The sequence below is a fragment of the Streptomyces sp. NPDC087859 genome, assembly GCF_044742595.1.
Taxonomy (GTDB): Bacteria; Actinomycetota; Actinomycetes; order Streptomycetales; family Streptomycetaceae; genus Streptomyces; species Streptomyces canus_F.
The window spans coordinates 1-20979 of record NZ_JBIUUU010000008.1; the positions used below are offsets into that span (position 1 = coordinate 1).

Genomic DNA, 20979 nt, shown 5'->3' on the forward strand with positions numbered 1-20979 from the left:
CCCGAACAGACACGTCATCACTCACGACAGCCACACTGCCAGACCCACCAGACACCGACCCGACCACCTTGACCAAAGACATAGGGGCACCCCCCCCGGCGGCCGGAAACGGACCGCCGGTGCAGTGCGCCTTCTTCTTCTGTGTCTCCGCGGTTCTTTCCGGTCCCCCGACCCGAAGGAACACCACCATGAACACGGACCGGATCCTGCGCACCTTCACGGACTTCTACGTCGAGCGCGGACATCACCTCATCACCGGCGGCACCCTGCTGCCACCGCCCTCGGACCCGGTGCTGTTCACCACGTCCGGCATGCACCCCCTCACCCCGTACCTGGAAGGCCGCCCGCACCCTCAGGGCCGGCGCCTGGTCAACGTCCAGCGCTGTCTGCGCACCACCGACCTCGACGAGATCGGCGACTCCACGCATCTGACGGTCTTCGAGATGCTGGGCTCCTGGTCGCTCGGCGACTACGGCCATTCGCAGAGCCTGCGCTGGGGATACGAGCTGCTGCACGACGGATTCGGCATCCCTGACGGGCAGTTGTACGTCACGGTCTTCGGCGGGGACGACCAGGTCGGACCCGACACCGAATCCCTGCGCACCTGGCGGGAGTTGGGGATGCCCGTGGAACGGACCCGCGAGGACAACTGGTGGTCCAACGGCCCCGTCGGCCCGTGCGGCCCCGACTCGGAGATCTTCGTCTGGACCGGCGACACCCCACCGGAGGGCACCCCCACCACCGACCCGCGCTGGGTCGAGGTGTGGAACCACGTCAGCATGCGCTACCGCCGCCACGAGGACGGCGGCCTCTCCCCTCTGCCGCAGCCCTCCATCGACACGGGCATGGGTCTGGAACGACTCGTGACCGTCCTCCAGGGGCACGACTCGGTCTACGACACCGACCTGTTCGAGCCCTGGACGCGTCTGCTTTTGTCCCTGTGGGACCTGGACGGGACGCCGTCACTTCGGCTGGTCTGCGACCATCTGCGGTCCGGCATCGTCGTCATCGGCGACGGTGTCCGGCCGTCCAACACCGGCCGCGGCTATGTCCTGCGGCGCCTGGTCCGCCGTGTCCTCACCACCCTCTGGCAGCACGACCCCACCCGCACTCTGTCCGACCTGCCGCCGGAACTCGTCGAGCACACCCTGGACCACTTCCGTCTGCCCGGCGGCACCACCCCGGTCCTCAAGGTGCTGCGGGACGAGGAGCGCCGCTTCGGCAGGCTCCTCCAGCAGGGCCGGCGGATCCTCTCCCGCCCGCAATATCAAGGACAGTTGAGCGACGAGGACTACCACTACCTCCATGACACCCACGGCCTGCCGCGCGATCTCGTCGTCGGACTGCGGGGCCCGCGCGGATAGACTCCCCCACTCATGGACATGATCACCGTCCCGGCCGGGCGGGTCACGCTGTCGGACCGCAGGACGCAGCGCAGTTGGGCGGTCGAGGTCGCGTCCTGCGCACTCGCGGCGCACCCCGTCACCCAGGCACTGTACGAGCAGGTCACCGGCCTGCGTCCCGCCGCGGCCGACGGGGAGCGGCTGCCGGTCGAGAACGTCTCGTGGTGGGACGCGATCGGTTTCTGCAACGCCCTGTCCGAACGCGAGGGGCTGAAGCCCGCCTACCGCGTGTCCTCCGGCGATGATCACGTCGACTGGGACGCCTCGGCCGACGGCTACCGGCTGCCGACCGAGGCGGAGTGGGAGCACGCGTGCCGCGCCGGGACGGCCGGCCCGCGCTACGGCCCCCTGGACGACATCGCGTGGTACCGCGGCAACTCGAACGAGCGCATCCACGAGGTGGGCGGCAAGCGACCCAACGCGTGGGGGCTGCACGACACCCTCGGCACTGTGTGGGAGTGGTGCTGGGACGTGTACGACGCCGAGGTCTACGGCAGTTACCGGGTACTGCGCGGCGGCGGCTGGTTCGACGAGCACTGGAGCTGCCGGGCCTCCGTGCGGCGCCGCAGCCATCCCACGTTCCGGGTGGACGACGTGGGGTTCCGCGTGGCCCGGTCGGGTCAGCGCCGGGGCCCGGTGTCCTGAGCGTCCTCAGGCGATGAGCGCCTGGTCCGGCGACCCCAGCTGCTCCAGGAGCCGGGCGTGGTGCAGTTCGGCCACGGGCGCGGCCAGGTCGGGGTGGCGCAGCAGCGCCGCCGCCCGCCGGTCGTGCGCGTCCGGGGCGAGCAGGCGCCGGAACTCGAACGGCGTCCCGGCCGTGTGGTCGCCCTCCCTCACCGCGGCCACGGCGAGGCGGGCCAGTTCCGGGTCGGTCAGCAGACAGGCGGCCCAGCTCGCGACGACCTCGTCCACCCAGGTGCGCCAGGCCTCGCCATCGCCGTCGTGCCGGTCCGCGCCGGTGATCCGGTCGAGTCGCTCGGCGCCGCCGGGTCCCGCCATCTCGACCAGCGCGGCATCCATCGCCGTGGGGTAGCGCAGCCATGCCGCGACCGTGACGGCCTGCCGGGCCTGCACCTCGCACAGGGCCGAGGCCAGGGCGCCGCCGGAGGCGGGGTAGGCGCACGTCAGCCACTGGGCGGTGGCCGCGATGACCGGGGAGAGAGCTGCTTGCACTGGGGAACCGTCCCAACCGCTGCCTGGGGGGAGTGCGGAAACGGTAGCCCGTGGAGGGGGTCCGTGGGGGAAGTTGTGACCTCGGCGAAATCTCCGATCCATGTCTTGACATATCCCGGGGTGTGGACCCGCAGCAACCCGGACCCGGCCGCCACCTATGAGCGGGTCTTCGCCGCCTTCACCAAGAAGGCCGGCATAAAGATCGACTACCAGCCGGTCATCAACTTCGACCAGCAGCTGCAGAGCCGCGCGTCCACCAAGGATCTCCCGGACGTCATGATCAACGACACGGCGTTGATGGGCGGTTACCAGAGCCAGGGCCTGCTCAAGCCCCTCACCCCCGCCTCGATCGCGGGCAGCGGCCAGATCACCGGCAAGACCTGGTCATCCACCGTCGGCATCGACGGCAGGCACTACGGCATCCCGTACTCGCGCCAGGCCCAGACCCTGATGATCCGCACGGACTGGCTCAAGAAGCTCGGCCTGAAGGCGCCCACGACATGGCAGCAACTCCTCACCGTCGCCAAGGCGTTCGCCACCCGCGACCCGGACGGCGACGGCAAGGCCGACACCTACGGCATGGTCGTCCCCGGCAGCGCCCAGAACGGCTACGCCGCCTGGTGGGGCGCCGGCTTCCTCTGGCAGGGCGACGCCCGGATCATCGAGGCGGACGGCAAGGACACCTACACCCCGACCACGCCCGGCGCCCTCACCGGCACCGCCACCAACTTCCAGGACGGCAACGCCGGGATGTACCTCACCGGCCCCTACAACATCGCCACCTTCGACACGACCCTCGACAAGGACAAGTACGAGGTGGTCCCGGCCCCCGCCGGTCCGGCCGGCGACGACGTGCTGGCCGACGGCGAGAACATCTACTTCGGCGCCAAGAACCAGCCCGTCGTCCGCATCCCCGTCAGCTCCACGCTGGACGCGGCAAAGGTGCGCGACGACCCGCGCTGGAGCGTGGTGCAGAAGGCGTACGAGGACGCCTCGCGACAGTTCCCCAACGCACCCGACTTCGCCCCGATCAAACAGGACACCGCCGACAGCCTCAACGCCGTCTTCACCTACTGCGGCAGTGATGTGCGCTCCCAGCTGGGGGAGTTCAACGAGACCCTCGCCGGCGACCTCAAGGACCAGGACCTGTTGAAATGACCGCCACCGTCCCCACCCCCGCGGCGCGCAGAGTCCTCGGCGCGATCAGCAAGAGGTCCCTCGTCCCTTGGCTGTTCCTGACTTGAAGACGAGGGCGAGCAGCAGACCCGGCACATGTGCGTGATCGCCTGGGAGCACCTGAAGCCCGCGATCGAGCAGAACGCGATCCAGGTGCTCCTCACCGACCACCACTACTGGGGCGGGCTGCGCCGCACCCGCGAACTGGCGGCCGTCTGCGAGGCGTTCGGACTCGCCCTCTCCATGCACTCCAACTCCCACCTCGGCATCAGCCTGGCCGCCATGACCCACGTCGCCGCGGCCATCCCCCACCTCGACCACTCCTGCGACACCCACTACCCGTGGAACTCAGCCGACGACGTGATCGTCCCCGGCGTCCTGGAACTGCGCGACGGCCACGTCGAGGTCCCCACCGGACCCGGCCTGGGCGTCGAGCTGGACCACGACGCCCTCGACCGGCTCCACCACCTGTACGTGGACTCCGGCGTGCGCTCCCGCGACGACACCGGGTACATGCAACGCTTCGACCCCGCGTACGAGTTGAGGCTGCCGCGCTGGTGATCAACGCTGCTCCTGGAGGCGGGCGAAGAGTGGTTCCGTCTCCGGGAGAGTGCCGTCGACGGGGGTCACCCGCCGTGTGACGTGCTCCGCCGCGCCGGGGATGAAGGGCCGTAGCTCGTCGGCCAGGGCCCGGCATGCCGTGATCAGTGCGGCGAGGACAGCGTCGAGGCGTTCGGCGGCGTCGGTGTTGCCGTTCCGTTCCGCTCTGGCCAGTTCCCAGGGGCGGGTCGCGTCGATGCAGCGGTTGGCCTCCTCCACGATGCCCCAGGCGGCGTCGGCGGCCCGGCGGAAGTCGAAGTCGGCCAGCGCGGCGTCGATGCGGGCGGGTGCCTCGCGGCATACGTCCAGCAGTGTCGCCACGGGGAACCGGTCGTTCCCCGGCGCGGGCACGACCCCGCCGCGGTAGCGGTGGACCATCGTCACGATCCGGTGGACCAGGTTGCCCAGGCCACCGGCGAAGTCGGCGTCGGCGCGGGCGATCAGCCGCTCGGTGGTGAAGTCGGCGTCCCCGACCCGGGGGACGTCGCGCAGCAGCCACCAGCGGACGGCGTCCGTGCCGTAGTCGGCGGCGAGGGAGACGGGGTCGACGGCCGTCCCGTTTCCCGACTTGCTGATCTTCCGCCCGCCGACCGTCAGATAGTCGTGGACGAGGATGTCGGTGGGCAGCGGCAGACCCGCCGACAGCAGCATGGCCGGCCAGTACACGGCGTGGAACCGGACGACGCCCTTGCCGACGAGGTGGATACGGCGGTCCCCGGCCGCCCACCACTGCTCGTAGGCGGGGTCGCCGGTGCCGTAACCGAGGCTGGTGATGTAGTTGCCCAGGGCGTCCCACCACACGTAGACGACCTGCTCGGGGTCGCCGGGGACGGAGATGCCCCAGCCGCGGGCGCGGGTGTGGGAGCGGGAGACGGAGAAGTCGTGCAGGCCGCCGGCGATGAGCGCGAGGACCTCGTTGCGGCGGGCGGCGGGCTCGATGCGCAGGGTGCCGTCGGTGATCAGTGCGTGGAGGCGGTCGGCGTACCGGGACAGCCGGAAGAACCAGTTCTCCTCCGCGACGAGCTGGGGTTCGGTGCCGTGCTCGGCGCATCTGCCGTCGACGAGTTCGTCGGGCGTGTAGAACTGCTCGCAGCCGACGCAGTACAGCCCCTCGTACTGCTTGCGGTACAGATCACCCGCCTCCGCGCAGCGCCGCCACAGTCGCTCCACGCCGGTGCGGTGGCGGGGGTCGCTGCTGGTGCGGATGAAGTCGTCCAGCGACAGCGCCAGCGGATCGCGCAGCGCGGCGAACGCGTCGGCGTTGCGGTCGACGAACTCCCTTACGTCGACGCCCTCGGCCTCCGCGGCGAGGACGTTCTTCAGGGAGTTGTCGTCCGTCCCGCTCAGCAGCCGCACCTGCCCGCCGCGCTGCCGGTGATGCCGGGCCAGCGTGTCCGCCTGCACGAGCTCCAGGGCGAAGCCCAGGTGCGGTCGGGCGTTGACGTACGGAATGGTCGTGGTGATGTAGTGCCGTGGTCCGGTCATCGGTCCTCCTACCGGCGACGGGACCTGATCCGCACAGCGTGAAGGCCCCGTTCCGGGGGCCTCGGTATCGGTGCGCGTGCGCGCTCAGCAGCCCCGGTGCGGGGGCATCATGCGGTGCTGAGGCGTAGGCGTGATCATGGGATCGAGGGTAGCAACGGGTGCGTGGCCGGGCATCCGGATTTACGGACGGCCTCGTTCGCTAGGGTCGGGCGCCATGACGGTTCAACTGTGTGTGTTGCTCTGGGCCCGGCCGGGCGCCGCCGCCGCGCTGGCCGCGTACGAGGACAAGGTGCTGTCCCTGCTCGGCGAGCACGGCGGGCGGGTGGTGCAGCGGGCCCGTGCCGACGGAAGCGACGGCCGCCCCGACGAGATCCAGTTGATCGAGTTCGCCACGCAGGACGGGTACGACGGGTTCATGACGGATGGGCGTCGCACCGCGCTGGCGGACGAGCGTGACGCCGCTGTCGCGCGCACCGAGCTCTACCCCGTCGAGCTGAGCCGGGCGTAGAAGCGGTCGCGGACCCGGTGCAGCCAAGCCTCGACCGCTGCTTCGTCGGGGCGGTCCGGCAGCACCGTGCGGGTCTCGTCGAACGCCGTCTCGTAGTACGCGAGCAGAGGACGGGCCACTGAGGCGTCGGCGGCGACCCGTTCGCCGAACTCCCGGTATTCCTCGGGGTTTTCGACGCGGATCGTGAGGTGGCCGGTGGCGTACAGCTCCAGGCCCTGGTGGCACAGTCGCTTGAGGTGCCGGGCGTGCTTGGAGGTGCGTTTGCGGGTCTCCGCGGAGGAGGAGCGGTCGGCCCGGCTCTCGAGACGGCGGAACTGCTGGGTGGCGTAGCCGAGATAGGCGTCCCGGATCCGCTTCGCGCTCAGGAAGGACGTGCGCAGGCCGATCAGTTCGTCGCCGAGCGGAGTGCGCACCTCGTACAACTCCGGTGGCAGCCAGGCGAGTTCCATGGCGGTGGGGTTGCCGCCCAGAGCGAGCCGGCACCACTTCGCGGCCTCGTGCAGGGTGCGGTCCGGGGCCGTGCTGACGTGGGACTCCTTCGGCCCGTGGAGGCCGTGCAGGGACTCGGTGGGTGCGGCGAACATGCCGAGGCGGTCCACGTCGGAGCCTTCGTGGGCGAGGCCGTAGGCGGTGGAGCCGACGATGCCGGACAGCAGGACGTTCGGGACGGTCACGTCGGCCACCTTTCGGGTCGGGGGTATGCCGGTCCATTGTGCTGACCTGCGGGGATGCGGTCACTCGGTTTTTCTCCGGTGCCGGGTCGGCGAGGGCACCTCCCGGGTACGGCCTGCCGGTGGCCTCCGCTAATGTGTGCGCCCTGTACCGAGGGGAGACATCGAAGTGCTGGTCAGGGCGGGGAATGCAGGGCGTCGGATGGCTTACGTGGCCTTGCTGGCGGGGGTGTTGGCGGGCTGTTCCGAGGCCGCCGACGACAAGGAGGACGCGAAGACGTCCGCGAGTGCTTCGGCGAGCGCCGGCCAGGTCGCCGAGAGCGGCGACAGCATCGGGGCGGCGGGCTCGGCGTGCGAGCTGCCCGTGAGTTTCGACCTCGCCAAGGACTGGGAGGCGGAGGCCATCGACTCCGCGGCCGCCGAGGACAAGGCCTCCCCGACCGATTCCGGTGACCTCGACGACGAGATCTCCGAGGAGGTCCTCGACTCCATCCTCCGCCAGGGTCCGGTCGCCGCCGCGTGCGAGGTCGACGCCAAGCCGGCCGGCTACATCGGCTTCCTGCGGATCTGGACCGGTGAGCCCGGCGACGACGACGCGCGCACCGTGCTGAAGGAGTTCGTCGCGGCCGAGGACGGCGCACGCAAGGCGAAGTACACCTCCTTCACGTCGGGCGACCTCGCCGGTGTCGAGGTGGAGTACGTCGTCACCAGCGCACTCCTGGACGAGACGAAGAAGGAGAGCGCCTTCGCCGTCGCCACCCCGGACGGTCCCGTCGTCGTGCACCTCGGCGGTATGGACACCGAGGAGCACGAGAAGATGACGCCGGCGTTCGAACTGGCGAAGAAGACCCTCCAGAAGGTCTGACAGCCGGTCTGAGTCGTTCCAGGGTCAGGACGCCGTACAAGATCCGAGGACGGGCGCCGCGGTGCTGCCGTTCTTCATGACCGTGAAGCCGAAGCTCGTCGACGCGCCGGCCGCCAGGCTGCCGTTGCCGCTCGGCTTCATGGTCATCACGCTGCCGCTGCTGTCCCAGGTGGGCGTGCCGTTCCAGGTCGAGGAGACCTTCTGCGGGGAGGCCCGATCTGGTCGGCGTACGCGTAGGTGAACGAGTTGCGGGTGCTCTCGGCCGCGGCCGTACCGAGAGTGCTAGCGGCGTCTGCGACATTCGAAAGTTTTGGTCCGATTCCGGAAGTGCGCCGCGACCAAATGAGCGGCGCACCGCACCGTCATCAGACCGCACATCAGCTCTCAGCTCTTGACCGAAGACACCCAGGCCCCGCCAAACATTCGATCGAAGTGCCGAATGTTTCGGAAATTGATACCGGGACAAGGTGCAACCTTTTCTCCAACCGTGTTGTCTCATCAGATATCAGGCACATGAACATCCCGGGGGACATCATGAGACGCAGCAGAACAACATGGGCCACCGTCGCTCTCATGGGCGCGACGCTCGGTGTGGCCGCGGTACCCGCGCAGGCCGCCACCACCTGCCCCACCGGCTGGGGCAGCATCGCCAAGAAGCAGGCGGTCAGCACGACGGAATCGGTGACCAACGCGCGGACCGGCAGGCACGCCTGCTACGACCGTCTGGTCGTGGACGTTCCGGGCGCGGCGAAGGCGCACCTCGGCTATTCCGTCCGGTACGTCGACCGACTCCAGCAGGACGGATCGGGCCGGCTGATACCCGTCGCCGGCGGCGCCGTCCTCGAAGTACGGGTGGCCGCTCCCGCCTACGACGTCGACACCGGCGCCCCGACCTACCCCGGACGGGTGGCGCGCCCCCTGCCGGGCGTCGACCTCGACGGGTACCGGACCTTCAGGGACACCCGATTCGCCGGCAGCTTCGAAGGAGACACACAGTTCGGCCTCGGCGTCCGTGCCCGGCTCCCGTTCCGGGTCCTGCGGGTGGACGACCGGGTCGTGGTGGACGTGGCCCACTCCTGGAGCGCCAAGCCCTGACGCCTCCGCCGGGATCGGCCCGTCACACCGCGACGGGACCGACCCCGGCGTGGAGTGAGTCCCGCCGACGCCACTAGCTCCCCGTGTAGGCCCCGACCGTCGCCGACGTCGTGGCCGCCACCGTCTCCGGATCGGCTCCGGAGGCGGCGTAGGCAGCGCCCCACTCCTCGCCGGACCGCTTGAAGAACTCCTTGGCCTCGGCCGTGCCCTGCCAGGCCTCGGACTCCTCCCGGCTCATTCCGCGACCGGCGAGGTGCATGCCGAGACCGAGGGCGATGCTGTCCCAGCCGATGCCGACCGCGCCCGGCCCGAACTGGTTCCAGAAGTCCTCCGGCACCACGGCCACGTGCTCCACCTCGAACACCGTCCGCCCCTCACCGTCCGGTGTGAGCCGCACCTCGACCTCGCTGAAGCCCGGGTCGGGCCCGTACAGCCAGCTCACCCGCAGCCGCTCCGGCTCCACGCACTCGAGGATCTCGCCCCCGGCATGACCCTCCAGCTGATAGCGCCCGCCGGGCCGGAACTCCCCGGTGACGGGCAGGAACCACTGCCCGATCCGCTCGGCGGAGGTCACCGCGCCCCAGACGTCGGCGATCCGGGCGTCATAGGTGCGCCGCAGCAGCACCGCATGAGCCTCCTCCGCCTCGACCTTGCGGGTGCCGACCTCCCGGTGTCCACGGTCGATCTGGTCGACGATCTCGCTCATCCCCGCTCACTTCCTCTCTCGGCGCGATGCCTCGGCCCGGACGGCGTAGCTGGGGCCACGCTCGCACAAAGGGACCGGGATCGCCTGGTCCCGGCCGGGCGGCGTCAGCTACGGCGTCTTCTGCGGCTGACGCTCGCGGAGCGCGTCACGCGCCGAACCAGGCGCGGGCGAGCCCGGACAGGGTCCCCTCGGCGGGGCCCTCCAACTCCCTCAGGTACCAGGGCAGGTTGCTGTACACGTGCAGCAGTGTGTAGGCGAGGGCGTGGGACGGGTCGACGCCGCTGCCGTACGCCGCGGTGAGCCGGGCGAGCAGGTGGGGGTCTCCCCGGGTGACGAACAGGCCCACGCCGACGAAGTCGTAGGCGGCGTCCCCGATCATGGCAGGCTCGAAGTCGAAGAGGCCGGTCAGTCGCCAGCCGTCGGGGTCGACGAGGAAGTGCTGCTGCATGACCTCGGTGTGCAGCAGCGAGCGCCGTGGGGTGCGGGGCAGCGGGGTCGAGGCGAGGAAGCCGGGGATCTGCTCCAGCCAGCTGTCCGGCAGACCGTGGCCGCGCTGCTGTGCCACGGCGTTCGCGCGCTGCCGGTCGAGGAAGGCGCCCCAGTCGCCGGGCCCGAGGACGTCCTCGAGCGGGGCCGGGTCGAGCGAGTGGAGTACGGCGAGGACTTCGCCGATCTCGGTGACGAGGCGTTCCCGGTCGGGCCGCGGGATGCGCTCCCAGGCCCGGGCGAGGTTCTCACCGCGCAGCCGGGACATCAGGACATACTGCCAGCCGTTCTCGTACGGCCCGAAGTCGTCCACCCCGGGCGTCGGCACGGGGAGCAGCCCGTGCAGATGGGACAGGACACGGCCTTCGGCGACGCCGTCCCGGGCGGCGGAGGTGGGGAAGAGCTTGAGGACCCGGTCCTCGCCCACCGCGTAGACCGGTTGTGAGCCGTCCGGGAAGCGGGTCAGGGGCGCGTCGCCGAGTCGGAGTCGGGCGCAGAGGTCCTCCGCGCCGGCCCGCATCAGCGTCTCGTCCCCGACGACCGCGTCCCACTCTTCGTCGGTCTCCACCACGGGCAGCATGATCGCGACCGTAGGCCGGGCGGTGGCAGCGAGGCAAACGGTTTTGGACATGCGGAACGCCCGGCCGGACACCCCCGGCCGAGCGCCCGTACGAACCTGCGGTCAGCCGCCGCTCAGCCGCGCGCGCAGCAGTTCCTTGCCGAATTCGGCACCCTTGCGGCTGTCCGCCTGCGCCTTCCGGAACAGGTCCGCGACCTGGGTGTCCTTGTTCCGTTCGGCGTCCTGGATGTACGACTCGAGGCGCAGCGCGTTGCTCAGACACGCCTCCACATACCAGATGAGGTTGTAGTCCTTGTCCGGCGTACCGGTCACGCCGCCGGTCTCCGTGCTGCTGGTCATGAGGGCCTCCTCCAGCGGTTGTCGTTCCGGGAGCGCCCGGGTACCCGTTCCGCGCGGGCCAATCAGCCGACGTCCCACAGGAAACGATGCGTGTGGATGCCGAAGTACGGGAACGAGCGGACCTCTTGGACCCCCTCGACGTTGCGTACGACGTCGTTGACGAAGTCCAGCAGGTCCCGGGGGCCGGGGGCGACCACCTCGGCGAACAGGTCGAAGCCGCCGGAGGTCAGCACCGAGTAGACGACCTCGTCACGCCGGGCGAGTTCGTCGGCGACGGTCCGCGGGTCGCCGTCCACGCCGATGCCGAGCAGGGCCATCGCCTGGCCGCCCATGGCCATCGGGTCGGTGACGCCGACGACCTGAACCGCCTTGGAGTCCAGGAGCCGTTGCAGGCGCTGCCGTGCGGCCGAGGCGGACAGGCCGACCTTCGGGCCGAGGTCGGCGTAGGCGATGCGGCCGTCGGTCTGGAGCTCGCGCAGGATGGCCCGGTCGATCTCGTCCACGTGCTTCCTTTCGGGGTCTGTCATCCGGCCAGTTCGGTCAGGGCGGCGGCGAAGACCTCGGTGTGGGTGTCCACGTCCGCCTCGGTGGTGTCCGGGCACATCAGCGCCATGTTGTGGAAGGGCGTCAGGAGGATGCCACGGTTGGCGAGGTGGACGTGCAGGAAGTCCTCCAGCTCGGCGTCGCCGGCCGCTTCGGACTCTGTGCCGGTGCGGGGCGCCGGGGAGGCGAAGCGGTACTCGGTGCGGGCGCCGAGCCTGCTCACCGACCAGGGCAGGGCGTGGGCGTCGATGCCCGCCCGGACGCCGGCCTCGAACCGCTCCGACAGCTTCGCCATCCGGCCGAACGCCTCGTCTGTCAGGACGTGTTCGAGCGTGGCGCGCATCGCCGCGACCGAGAGGGCGTTGCCCGCCAGGGTGCCGCCGACGCCGCCCATGTCGACGAGGTCGAGGTCGTCGCGGTCGAGGAGCCGGTCCGCGAGCTCGGCGGACAGCCCGTACGCGCCGGCCGGGATGCCGCCGCCGATCGCCTTGCCGACGGTCAGCAGGTCGGGCTCCAGGTCCCAGGCCGCCGTGCAGCCGCCGGGTCCGGCGGAGAGGGTGTGGGTCTCGTCGTTGATGAGCAGGGTGCCGTGCTGCCGGGTCAGCGCCCGGACGCCCTCCAGATAGCCCGGTTCGGGCAGCACGATGCCGATGTTGGTGAGCGCCGGTTCCATGAGGACGGCGGCCACGTCGCCGTGGGCCAGTTCGCGCTCCAGCTGCTCCAGGTCGTTGAACTCGGCGACCCGGCTGGTGAGGGTGACGTCGCAAGGGGCGCCCACGTTCCCTGGGCGGGCCACGCCATGACCGTCGGGGCCGACGACGATCAGGGACTCGTCGACGCTGCCGTGGTAGCTGTAGCTGTTCACCAGGATCTTCGGGCGGCCGGTGACGGCGCGGGCGAGCCGGATGGCCCACCGGTTGGCGTCGGTCGCCGTCAGCGAGAAGCTCCAGCGGGCTAGCCCGAAGCGGCGGGTGAGTTCCGCGCCGACCCACTCGGCGTCCTCGGTCGGCAGCATCGCCGTGGCGCCGCCCTGCTCGGCGAACCGGCGCTGGACCGCCTCGGCCACCGGTGCGGGCGAGTGTCCGGCCATCGCGCCCGTGTCGCCGAGGCAGAAGTCGATGTACTCGTGCCCGTCGATGTCGGTGACCCGGGCGCCCCGGGCGGTGTCGAGGTAGCGGGGAAAGGACCCGGCGGTCTTGTTCATCCAGGTCATCGGCACCCGCCCGAAGAGATGCCCGGCGCGCGCGTACGCCTCCTCGGAGCGCGGGCAGCGGCGCTGGGCCTGCGCCCTCTCGCGGGCCAGGAGGTTCTGGAGACGGGTGCGGTCCATGGGCTCTCCGAGCGTGCGTACGAAAGAAAACTGGGCAATCCCACTCTAGAACGATGGATTCAAGCGTCAAGACAATCGAATCAAGTGTCTCACTGGGTCACATGTCCCACTGGGACATCAAGGTGTAGCCTCGAGGGCATGAACGAGGACCGGCGCCAGCGCAAAGCCCGGCAGACCAGGAACTCCATGGCCGCCGCGGCCGTCGACCTGATCCTGGAGCGCGGCCTCGCCGCCACAACGGTGGAGGCGATCGCGGAGCGCGCGGACGTCACGCGGCGCACCTTCAGCCGGCACTTCGCCGGCAAGGAGGACGCGGCGCTGGACTTCGTCCGCGGCGACGGCGACCGCATCAACGCCCTGCTGCGCGAGCGGCCGCCGGTGGAGCCGCCGCTGCTCGCCTACCGCAGGGCGGTGCGCGCCTGGCTGGCCGACGAGGACAACCCGGCCTGGCATCTGCGCCCGAGGATGCGCGCACTCCTGGCACTGGTGGACCGCGAGCCCGCCCTGTTCGCCGCCTACGAACGCATCCGGGTCGACGCCCAGGAGGACTCGATCCGCATCCTCGCCGAGCGGCTCGGCACCGACGACGTCCGGGACGTACGCCCGGCCGTCGTGGTCGACGCCGCCGCCGGCGTCCTCACGGCCGCGCTGCGCATCTGGGCGCGCGGCGCCGCCGACCCCGACTCGGGAGCCGCAGACCTCGCCGCCCTGGTGGAGCGGGCCTACGACGCCCTGATCTCGGAGGCCGCGTCCGCGGTCCCCGACAGCACTGCCGAAGAGTGAGAGCACCATGAGCACCACCACTGATTACGCCGCCGAGTTCACCGGCAGGACCGCCCTCGTCACCGGAGCCGCGTCGGGCATCGGCCTCGCGACCGCCCGCCGGCTGGGCGCGGGCGGCGCGAACGTCGTCATCGCCGATCACAACGCCGAGGGCGCGGAGCAGGCCGCCGCCGCCCTGCGGGCCGACGGCGTCAAGGCCGCCGCGGTCGAGGTCGACGTGACCCGCCCCGACTCCGTCGAAGCGGCCGTCGCCTTCGCCGTCGACACCTACGGCGGCCTGGATCTGGCCGTGAACAACGCCGGTATCGGCGGCCCGAGCGCACCGACGGGCGAGTACGACATCGAGGCCTACGACCGTGTCGTGCGCACCAACCTCGACGGCGTCTTCTACTCCCTGCGCTTCGAGCTGCCCGCCATCGAGACGACCGGCCGCGGCGGCGCGATCGTCAACGTGGCGTCGATCCTCGGCTCCGTGGGCTTCGCCGGCTCCCCCGCCTACGTCGCCGCCAAGCACGGCGTGGTCGGCCTGACCAAGACCACGGCCGCCGAGTACGCCGCGAAGGGCATCCGGGTCAACGCCGTCGGCCCCGGCTTCATCGAGACGCCCCTCCTCCAGGGCATGGACCGGGCCGCGTACGACGGACTGGTGGGCCTGCACCCGGCGGGCCGTCTCGGCCGCGCCGAGGAGGTCGCCGAGCTGATCGTCTTCCTGCTCTCCGAGCGCGCCTCGTTCGTGGCCGGCAGCTACCACCTGGTCGACGGCGCCTACACCGCCGTCTGACCGCAGAAGGGACTCCGTCATGAAGGCACTTCAGTACCGCACCATCGGCGCACCGCCCGAGGTGGTCACCGTTCCCGATCCCGAACCCGGGCCCGGACAGGTCCTGTTGAAGGTCACCGCCGCCGGTGTGTGCCACTCCGACATCGCCGTGATGAGCTGGCCCGCCGAGGCGTTCCCGTACGAGCTTCCGCTCACCCTCGGCCATGAGGGCGCGGGCACGGTCGCCGCGCTGGGCACGGGAGTGACCGGGGTCCGCGAGGGCGACTCGGTCGCCGTGTACGGACCGTGGGGCTGCGGGGCCTGCGCCAAGTGCGCGGAGGGCAAGGAGAATTACTGTCTGCGCGCCGACGAGCTGGGAATCCGTCCGCCGGGGCTCGGTGCGCCGGGGGCCATGGCCGAGTACCTGCTCGTGGACGATCCCCGGCATCTGGTGCCGCTGGACGGGCTCGACCCGGTCGCCGCGGTGCCGCTCACGGACGCCGGGCTGACGCCGTACCACGCGATCAAGCGGTCGCTGCCCAAGCTGGTGCCCGGATCGACCGCGGTGGTGATCGGTACGGGCGGACTCGGGCACGTCGCCATCCAGTTGCTGCGCGCGCTGACACCGGCCCGGGTGATCGCGCTGGACGTCAGCGAGGACAAGCTGCGGCTGGCCCGTGAGGTCGGGGCGCACGAGGCGGTCCTGTCGGACGCGCGGGCCGCGGACACGGTGCGCGGGCTCACCGGCGGCCTTGGCGCGGAGGCGGTGTTCGACTTCGTCGGCGCCGAGCCCACCGTGCGGACCTCGGGAGCCGTCGCGGCGGTCGAGGGCGACGTGAGCATCGTCGGTATCGGTGGCGGGGCGCTGCCCGTCGGGTTCGGGCTGCTGCCCTTCGAGGTGTCGGTCAGCGCGCCGTACTGGGGCAGCCGGGGCGAGCTGATCGAGGTGCTGGCGCTGGCCCGGGCCGGCGCGGTGTCGGTGCACACCGAGACGTTCTCGCTGGACGAGGCCCCGCTCGCCTATGAGCGGCTGCACGCCGGGAAGATCGACGGGCGTGCGGTGATTGTGCCGCACGGCTGATCCGAGCGCCGGGGAAGGCGTCAACCGGCCTTCCCCGCACGGCATTTCAGACAGTCGACGCAGAAGTGAACAGAGAGCGTTCGGTTTCGGAGCGAAGTCTCGATCAACCGTGCGAGAGGGGTCGGCGACGGTGTGTACTGTGCTGCGAGCGCCTAGCCACCGGCACTCGGACTCGCCCCTGCCCGACTTCCCCTGGAAACCGATTCGATGATCGAATTACCGGACCTGGCCGTCGGCGGTCTCGCCGTCGGCACACTGTCCGCGCTCGCCCTCGGCGGCGGTCTGCTGCGCTCACGGCGTCAACTGACCCGGCAGCGAACCGAGACGGACGCCCTGCGCTCCCGACTCGACGGCGCGCTGCAGACGTTGACGGCCGAGGTCGAGCACCTGGCGGCACAGCGGGCACCCGCCGCCGCCCGGCAGCTCGCCCATCCGCACGTGACGGTCCCGGGCCCGCTCCATCCGCACACCGCGGGAACGCCCCTGGGCATCGCCCTGGAAGGCGTGCTGCTGGGGCTGCGTGCCGAGCTCTCCGCACAGCGCACCCGTATCGACGCGGCCGCGCAGGCCGGGATGCGCGGCGCCACCCGGGAGATCCAGGCGGCCCTGTACCGCCTGCAGGACGCCCTGCGTCAGCTGCAACAGCGCTACGACGACCCGGAGTTGGCGCAGACACTCTTCCAGCTGGACCACGAGAACGAGCAGTCGCTGCGGCGGGCGCAGGTCGCCGCCGTGGTGTGCGGGGCCTGGGTGGGGCTCGCCCGCGAGGAATCGCATCTGGTGGACGCGGTGACCGGCGGACAGTCGCGGCTCGCGGGCTACCACCGGGTGAAGGTCCACAACCATCTGGAGACGGGCACCGCCCTGGTCTCGCACGCCGTCGAGCCGGTCGCCATCATCGTCGCCGAGCTCCTCGACAACGCGCTGCGCCACTCCGCGCCCGACACCGACGTCGTGGTCAACCTGGAACACGTCCATCACGGCGTCTGCGTCACCGTCGACGACGCGGGCGTGGGCATGACCCAGGACGAACGGGCCCACGCCCAGCGGACGGTGGCCGGTACCGAGCCGATCCTCCTCACCAGCCTCGGCGATCCGCCCCGCATGGGCCTCGCCGCGATCGGCCAGCTCACCCGGCAGTTCGATCTGGGCGTCGACCTCTCCTCGCCGTCCCCGTACGGCGGGGTACGCGCGGTACTGAGAGTCGAGAGCCACCTCCTCAGCCGTATCGACCCCGTCGAGCAGCCACCGGCGGTCAGCACACCGCGCTCGACACGCAAGGCCACGGTGGATGCCTCCCACGGCTACGGCACCGACGACGCCGCCGCCCTCACCGGGCACCACGACGGACTGCCACAACGCCGCCGTCGTACCCGCGCCGCCGCTCCGAAGGCATCCGCGGCCGAGCACCCGGCACGCAGTCCCGAGGACGCCGCCGCCGCGCTCGGCGCCCTGCAGTCCGGCACCGCCGCGGCCCGCGCGGACGGTGCCGCCACCGACGTACCGACGAACGAGACCGACCACGAGGGAGGACCGGCTCGATGACCAGCCGCGACGCAGGCGACACGGCATGGGTACTGGAACCGATCCTCGAGGTGCCACATGTCGTGGCCGCCGTCCTGCTGACCCGGGACGGCCTGGTCACGGGGTACACCGACGCGCTGTCGCGGCCCTCGGCCGAGCGGGTGGCCGCGATCACCAGCACCGTGCAGGGGGCGTGCCGTACCGCCGCGGCCGCGTTCGCCGACCGGGACCGGGCCGAGATACGGCAGGTCGTCATCGAGTCGGACCACGGGTACGTCCTCATCGTGCCGACCGCCCACGGCACCTGCGTGGCCGCGTACGGAAGCGGCGAGGTGCGTCTGGACCTGCTCGCGCACCGCGTGCACTCGCAGGTGGCACGGCTGGGCGAGAAGGCCATGGCCACCGCACCCCGAGGGAGCGACGACGGCGCTCCGGCATGACCGGCCGCCCCCTGGTCCCCGCGTATCTGTCCACCGGCGGCACCGCCCGCCCCAGCCGCCCGCACCTGGAACGGCTGTCGCTCCTCACCACCACCGGCACACCGACGCCGGTCGGTCTCCCGGCCGCCGAACTGGCCCTCCTGGACGCCCTGGAGGAGGGCTCGCTGACGGTGGTGGAGGCCGCGGCCCTGCTCCGGCTCCCCGTCTCCGCCGTCCGTGTCCTGGCGGGCGCCCTCCTCGACCGGGACCTGGTGGTGTCCCGCGCCCCGGTCCCGCCCGCCGAACGGTTCGACCCCGACCTGCTGAAGAGAGTGGCCGATGGCCTCCGCGCCCTCAAGCACAGCTGACAGCGCCCCCGGCACACCCGGCCGCGTCCATCTGCCGGACACCGCCCGCGATCTGGTGAAGATCCTGGTCACGGGCCCCTTCGGGGTGGGCAAGACGACCCTGATCGACTCGGTGTCCGAGATCGTGCCCCTGCACACCGAGGAACAGCTCACCGAGGCGTCCGCGCAGGTGGACGACCTGGAGGGGGTACGGGACAAGTCGACGACCACCGTCGCCATCGACTTCGGGCGGATCAGCCTGGCGGGCGGGGTCGTCCTGTATCTGTTCGGCACGCCCGGACAGGAACGGTTCCGGTCCTTGTGGGACGACATCGCCTACGGCGCGCTGGGCGCCCTCGTCCTGGTCGACAGCCGCCGGATCGACGCCTCCTTCGACGTCCTCGGCCTGGTGGAGGAGACCGGGCTGCCGTACACGGTCGCCTTCAACGCCTTTCCGGACGCGCCGAGCCACCACACCGAGGAACAGCTGCGTGCCGCCCTGGACCTGGAGCCGGGCACGCCGATGGTCACCTGTGACGCGCGGGACGCGAACTCCTCGATCGACGCACTGCTCACGCTGGTCCAGCACCTCATCGACCGCCACCCCTCGGAGAGCCGGTGACCACCTACCCCCCTGCCCGGCAGGACTTCTCCCGCTCCGCCCCCGTGCGGCTGTGGGAGGACGGATTCGCCCTCGACCCGTACCGCTACTACGACGACCTGCGGGCCCAGGGCCCGGTCGGCTGGGCGGAGTTGGCGCCCGGCGTGCCGGCGTACGTCGTCACCGACCGGCGGGCCGCGCTGGAACTGCTGCACGACACGGAGACCTTCTCGCACGACCCTCGACCGTGGGAGTCGACGGTCGCCGACGACTCCCCCGTGCTCGGCATGATGCGCTGGCGGCCCAACTCCCTGTTCGCGGACGGCGCCGCCCATGCCCGCTACCGCACCACCCTGATCGACACCTTCGACCTGGTCGAGCCGCACGACCTGCGGGCCCGCGTGCACCGGGCGGTGCATCTGCTGGTGAGCCGGATCGGGCCGAAGGGCGAGGCGGATCTGGTGGGCGAGTTCGCCCGGCCGCTGATGGCGCTGGTCTTCAACAGCCTCTTCGGGCTGCCCGACAGCCAGAGCGAGCGGCTCAACCAAGCGCTCGGCAAGATGATGGAGGGCGGCGACCAGGCGGCCGCGGGCGAGGCCGAGTTCGGCGGCTACGTACTGGAGTTGATCGCCGCCAAGGCCGAGCGGCGCGGCGACGACCTGCCGAGCCACCTCCTGGACCACCCGGCGGGGCTCACCCCGGAGGAGGTCACCTGGCAGGTGTTCCTCACCCTCGGGGCCGGTCACGAACCGACCGCGAACCTGGTGTCCAACGCGCTGTCCCGCATCCTCGGCAACCCGGCCTACTACTCCACCCTCACCAGCGGCGCCCGCCCGGTGATGGACGCCGTGGTCGAAGTGCTGCACCACGAGACCCCGCTCGCGAACTACGGCGTCCACTACGCTCGTCGGCCGATGACCTTCCACGGCACGTGGATCAGAGCGGCGGTGCCGGTCGTGGTGTCGTACGGGGCGCTCGCCCACTTCGCCGAGCAGGAGGTCGTCGAGGGCCGACACCCCAAGGACGCCTCCCACCTGTCCTGGTCGGCGGGCCCGCACGCCTGCCCGGTCAAGCAGCACACGCTGCTCATCGCCACCGAGGCGATCGAGCGGCTGACCCAGTGGCTGCCCGACCTCGCACCCGTGCTGCCGCGCGAGCGGCTCGCCTGGCGGCCGGGCCCGTTCCACCGTTCGCTGACGGCGCTGCCCGTCAGGTTCAGCCCTCGCTCCCCCGACCAGCCAGGAGATCCGTCGTGACCGTGACCGACCGCATCGACCGCTTTGTCATCGACCCGTCCGGTTCCGACATCGCGGCCGAATGCGCCCGGCTGCGCGCCTTCGGCCCGATCGTCCCCGTCGAACTGCCCGGCGGCATCCCCGCCTGGGCGCCCACGGGTTACGACACCCTCAAGGAGCTGATCCTCGACCCGCGGGTCAGCAAGGATCCGCGGCTGCACTGGCGGCTCTGGCCCGAGCTCGGCGAACACCCCTCGTGGGGCTGGGTCCTGGGCTGGATCGGCGTGGTCAACATGCTCTCCACCTACGGCGCCGACCACACGCGGCTGCGCAAGCTGGTGGCGCCGAGCTTCACCCACCGGCGCACCGAGGCGATGCGGCCCCGGGTGGAGGCGATCACGGCGGAGCTGCTCGACGCGGTGGCGGCGGACGACGCCGAGGTGGTCGACCTGCGGGCGGCCCTCGCCCATGCGCTGCCCATGCGGATCATCTGCGAACTCTTCGGCGTCCCCGACGAGTTGGTGGCCGACACCGCGCGGATGATCGCGGCCATCATGGACACCTCCGACCCGACTCCGGAGCACGCGGCGTCCGTGCAGCAGCAGATCGGCACGGTGCTGCCCGCGCTGATCGCCCACCGCAGCGCGCACCCCGGTGACGACCTGACCACCGAGCTGATCCGGGTGCGGGACGAGGACGGCGACCGGCTCAGCGACGAGGAGCTGCTGTACACGCTGCTGCTGGTCATCGGCGCCGGCTTCGAGACGACCGTCAACCTCATCGGGAACGCGATCGTCGCCCTGCTGCGGGATCCCGGGCAGCTGGCCGCGGTGCGGTCCGGGCGGATCGGCTGGGACGCCGTCGTCGACGAGACGCTGCGACTGCAGCCCTCCATCGCCTCGCTGCCGCTGCGGTTCGCGGTCAGCGACCTCGAGGTCGGCGATGTCACCGTCCCGGCCGGCGACGCCATCATCACCACCTTCGCCGCCGCCGGGCTCGATCCCGCCCACTACGGACCGGACGCGCACACCTTCGACGCCGCGCGCGGGGCGGACGATCATCTGGCGTTCGGAATCGGCGTGCACCGGTGCATCGGCGCACCGCTGGCCCGGGTGGAGGCCCTGACGGCGCTGCCCGCCCTCTTCGACCGCTTCCCCGACCTGCGTCTCGCGGTCGGGGAGGAGGAGCTGCGGCAGGTGCCGTCGTTCATCGCGTTCGGCTGGCAGGAGGTGCCGGTGCGGCCGCACGGCTGACAAGGCGAACAGGGGC

General features: G+C 71.3%; 23 protein-coding genes and 2 pseudogenes. 16 read left to right on the forward strand and 9 right to left on the reverse strand.

Translation table 11 applies throughout. The features are described 5' to 3' along the window. Positions 1-188 precede the first annotated feature (188 nt). Both ACIOHP_RS20085 and ACIOHP_RS20090 read left to right on the forward strand, forming a co-directional pair. Complete coding sequence (locus ACIOHP_RS20085) at positions 189-1364, forward strand: alanine--tRNA ligase-related protein (RefSeq protein ID WP_401889197.1); 1176 nt, start codon at positions 189-191, stop codon at positions 1362-1364. Positions 1365-1382: 18 nt separating this feature from the next. After that, positions 1383-2048, forward strand: a complete 666-nt coding sequence (locus tag ACIOHP_RS20090) for a formylglycine-generating enzyme family protein (protein ID WP_401890032.1) — start codon at positions 1383-1385, stop codon at positions 2046-2048. A 6-nt stretch (positions 2049-2054) separates the two neighbouring features. Here ACIOHP_RS20090 and ACIOHP_RS20095 read toward each other — a convergent pair whose 3' ends face one another. After that, positions 2055-2576: a hypothetical protein gene (locus ACIOHP_RS20095; protein ID WP_401889200.1), complete on the reverse strand. Its 522-nt coding sequence runs from the start codon at positions 2574-2576 to the stop codon at positions 2055-2057. Positions 2577-2681: 105 nt separating this feature from the next. Between ACIOHP_RS20095 and ACIOHP_RS20100 the strand changes: the two genes are divergently transcribed. After that, a complete protein-coding gene (locus tag ACIOHP_RS20100; RefSeq protein WP_401889202.1) occupies positions 2682-3734 on the forward strand; it encodes a sugar ABC transporter substrate-binding protein in 1053 nt (350 codons plus the stop codon). A gap of 111 nt (positions 3735-3845) precedes the next feature. Then, positions 3846-4313: pseudogene (locus ACIOHP_RS20105) on the forward strand (enolase C-terminal domain-like protein); the annotation flags it as partial. Here ACIOHP_RS20105 and metG read toward each other — a convergent pair. Beyond that, positions 4314-5837, reverse strand: a complete 1524-nt coding sequence (gene metG, locus ACIOHP_RS20110; protein ID WP_401889205.1) for a methionine--tRNA ligase — start codon at positions 5835-5837, stop codon at positions 4314-4316. A 214-nt stretch (positions 5838-6051) separates the two neighbouring features. Here metG and ACIOHP_RS20115 point away from each other — a divergent pair, with 214 nt between their 5' ends. Next, positions 6052-6345, forward strand: a complete 294-nt coding sequence (locus tag ACIOHP_RS20115) for a hypothetical protein (protein ID WP_401889208.1) — start codon at positions 6052-6054, stop codon at positions 6343-6345. Here ACIOHP_RS20115 and ACIOHP_RS20120 read toward each other — a convergent pair. After that, a complete protein-coding gene (locus ACIOHP_RS20120) occupies positions 6318-7019 on the reverse strand; it encodes a DNA polymerase beta superfamily protein (RefSeq protein WP_401889211.1) in 702 nt (233 codons plus the stop codon). The two genes, ACIOHP_RS20115 and ACIOHP_RS20120, sit on opposite strands and share 28 nt — an antisense overlap. A gap of 199 nt (positions 7020-7218) precedes the next feature. On the opposite strand from ACIOHP_RS20120, the gene ACIOHP_RS20125 reads away from it, so the two are divergent. After that, positions 7219-7881 carry a lipoprotein gene (locus tag ACIOHP_RS20125; protein ID WP_361557965.1) on the forward strand — a complete coding sequence of 221 codons (663 nt, stop codon included), beginning with the start codon at positions 7219-7221 and terminating at the stop codon, positions 7879-7881. 24 nt (positions 7882-7905) lie between these two features. Here the strand turns inward: ACIOHP_RS20125 and ACIOHP_RS20130 are convergent. Then, a pseudogene (locus tag ACIOHP_RS20130) lies at positions 7906-8091 on the reverse strand (cellulose binding domain-containing protein); the annotation flags it as partial. A 324-nt stretch (positions 8092-8415) separates the two neighbouring features. Between ACIOHP_RS20130 and ACIOHP_RS20135 the strand changes: the two are divergent. Continuing rightward, entirely contained in the window at positions 8416-8976 is a 561-nt protein-coding gene (locus ACIOHP_RS20135; protein WP_401889214.1) for a hypothetical protein, read from the forward strand. Between the two features lie 73 nt (positions 8977-9049). Here ACIOHP_RS20135 and ACIOHP_RS20140 read toward each other — a convergent pair whose 3' ends face one another. From ACIOHP_RS20140 to ACIOHP_RS20160, 5 genes are all read right to left on the reverse strand, one after another. Further along, positions 9050-9682 (reverse strand): SRPBCC family protein, encoded by a 633-nt coding sequence (locus ACIOHP_RS20140; RefSeq protein ID WP_401889217.1) that lies wholly within the window; start codon positions 9680-9682, stop codon positions 9050-9052. Positions 9683-9827: 145 nt separating this feature from the next. Continuing rightward, positions 9828-10748, reverse strand: a complete 921-nt coding sequence (locus ACIOHP_RS20145) for a phosphotransferase family protein (RefSeq protein WP_401890034.1) — start codon at positions 10746-10748, stop codon at positions 9828-9830. Between the two features lie 102 nt (positions 10749-10850). Continuing rightward, positions 10851-11087: a hypothetical protein gene (locus ACIOHP_RS20150; protein ID WP_361489551.1), complete on the reverse strand. Its 237-nt coding sequence runs from the start codon at positions 11085-11087 to the stop codon at positions 10851-10853. A 62-nt stretch (positions 11088-11149) separates the two neighbouring features. Then, positions 11150-11590, reverse strand: a complete 441-nt coding sequence (locus ACIOHP_RS20155) for an Lrp/AsnC family transcriptional regulator (protein WP_361489549.1) — start codon at positions 11588-11590, stop codon at positions 11150-11152. Positions 11591-11610: 20 nt separating this feature from the next. Further along, on the reverse strand, positions 11611-12960 hold the full coding sequence (locus ACIOHP_RS20160; RefSeq protein ID WP_401889221.1) for a transaminase: 1350 nt from the start codon (positions 12958-12960) through the stop codon (positions 11611-11613). Positions 12961-13098: 138 nt separating this feature from the next. On the opposite strand from ACIOHP_RS20160, the gene ACIOHP_RS20165 reads away from it, so the two are divergent. The 9 genes from ACIOHP_RS20165 (at position 13099) to ACIOHP_RS20205 (ending at position 20963) form a co-directional block, all read left to right on the forward strand. Beyond that, positions 13099-13743, forward strand: coding sequence for a TetR/AcrR family transcriptional regulator (locus tag ACIOHP_RS20165; protein WP_401889224.1), 645 nt, complete (start codon positions 13099-13101; stop codon positions 13741-13743). 7 nt (positions 13744-13750) lie between these two features. Next, entirely contained in the window at positions 13751-14524 is a 774-nt protein-coding gene (locus ACIOHP_RS20170) for an SDR family NAD(P)-dependent oxidoreductase (RefSeq protein ID WP_401889227.1), read from the forward strand. 19 nt (positions 14525-14543) lie between these two features. Beyond that, positions 14544-15584: an NAD(P)-dependent alcohol dehydrogenase gene (locus ACIOHP_RS20175; RefSeq protein WP_401889230.1), complete on the forward strand. Its 1041-nt coding sequence runs from the start codon at positions 14544-14546 to the stop codon at positions 15582-15584. Between the two features lie 207 nt (positions 15585-15791). Next, a complete protein-coding gene (locus tag ACIOHP_RS20180) occupies positions 15792-17129 on the forward strand; it encodes an ATP-binding protein (protein ID WP_361559224.1) in 1338 nt (445 codons plus the stop codon). Continuing rightward, a complete protein-coding gene (locus tag ACIOHP_RS20185; protein ID WP_361559227.1) occupies positions 17126-17548 on the forward strand; it encodes a roadblock/LC7 domain-containing protein in 423 nt (140 codons plus the stop codon). The genes ACIOHP_RS20180 and ACIOHP_RS20185 overlap by 4 nt, the downstream gene beginning before the upstream one ends. Then, on the forward strand, positions 17545-17895 hold the full coding sequence (locus ACIOHP_RS20190) for a DUF742 domain-containing protein (protein WP_361559230.1): 351 nt from the start codon (positions 17545-17547) through the stop codon (positions 17893-17895). The genes ACIOHP_RS20185 and ACIOHP_RS20190 overlap by 4 nt, the downstream gene beginning before the upstream one ends. Then, the gene (locus ACIOHP_RS20195; RefSeq protein WP_401889235.1) at positions 17867-18496 is read left to right on the forward strand and encodes a GTP-binding protein; all 630 of its coding nucleotides are present in this window, start codon (positions 17867-17869) and stop codon (positions 18494-18496) included. Before ACIOHP_RS20190 ends, ACIOHP_RS20195 begins: the two co-directional genes overlap by 29 nt. Continuing rightward, positions 18493-19731 (forward strand): cytochrome P450, encoded by a 1239-nt coding sequence (locus ACIOHP_RS20200; RefSeq protein ID WP_361559236.1) that lies wholly within the window; start codon positions 18493-18495, stop codon positions 19729-19731. Before ACIOHP_RS20195 ends, ACIOHP_RS20200 begins: the two co-directional genes overlap by 4 nt. Beyond that, the gene (locus tag ACIOHP_RS20205; RefSeq protein ID WP_401889238.1) at positions 19728-20963 is read left to right on the forward strand and encodes a cytochrome P450; all 1236 of its coding nucleotides are present in this window, start codon (positions 19728-19730) and stop codon (positions 20961-20963) included. The genes ACIOHP_RS20200 and ACIOHP_RS20205 overlap by 4 nt, the downstream gene beginning before the upstream one ends. Positions 20964-20979: the final 16 nt, after the last annotated feature.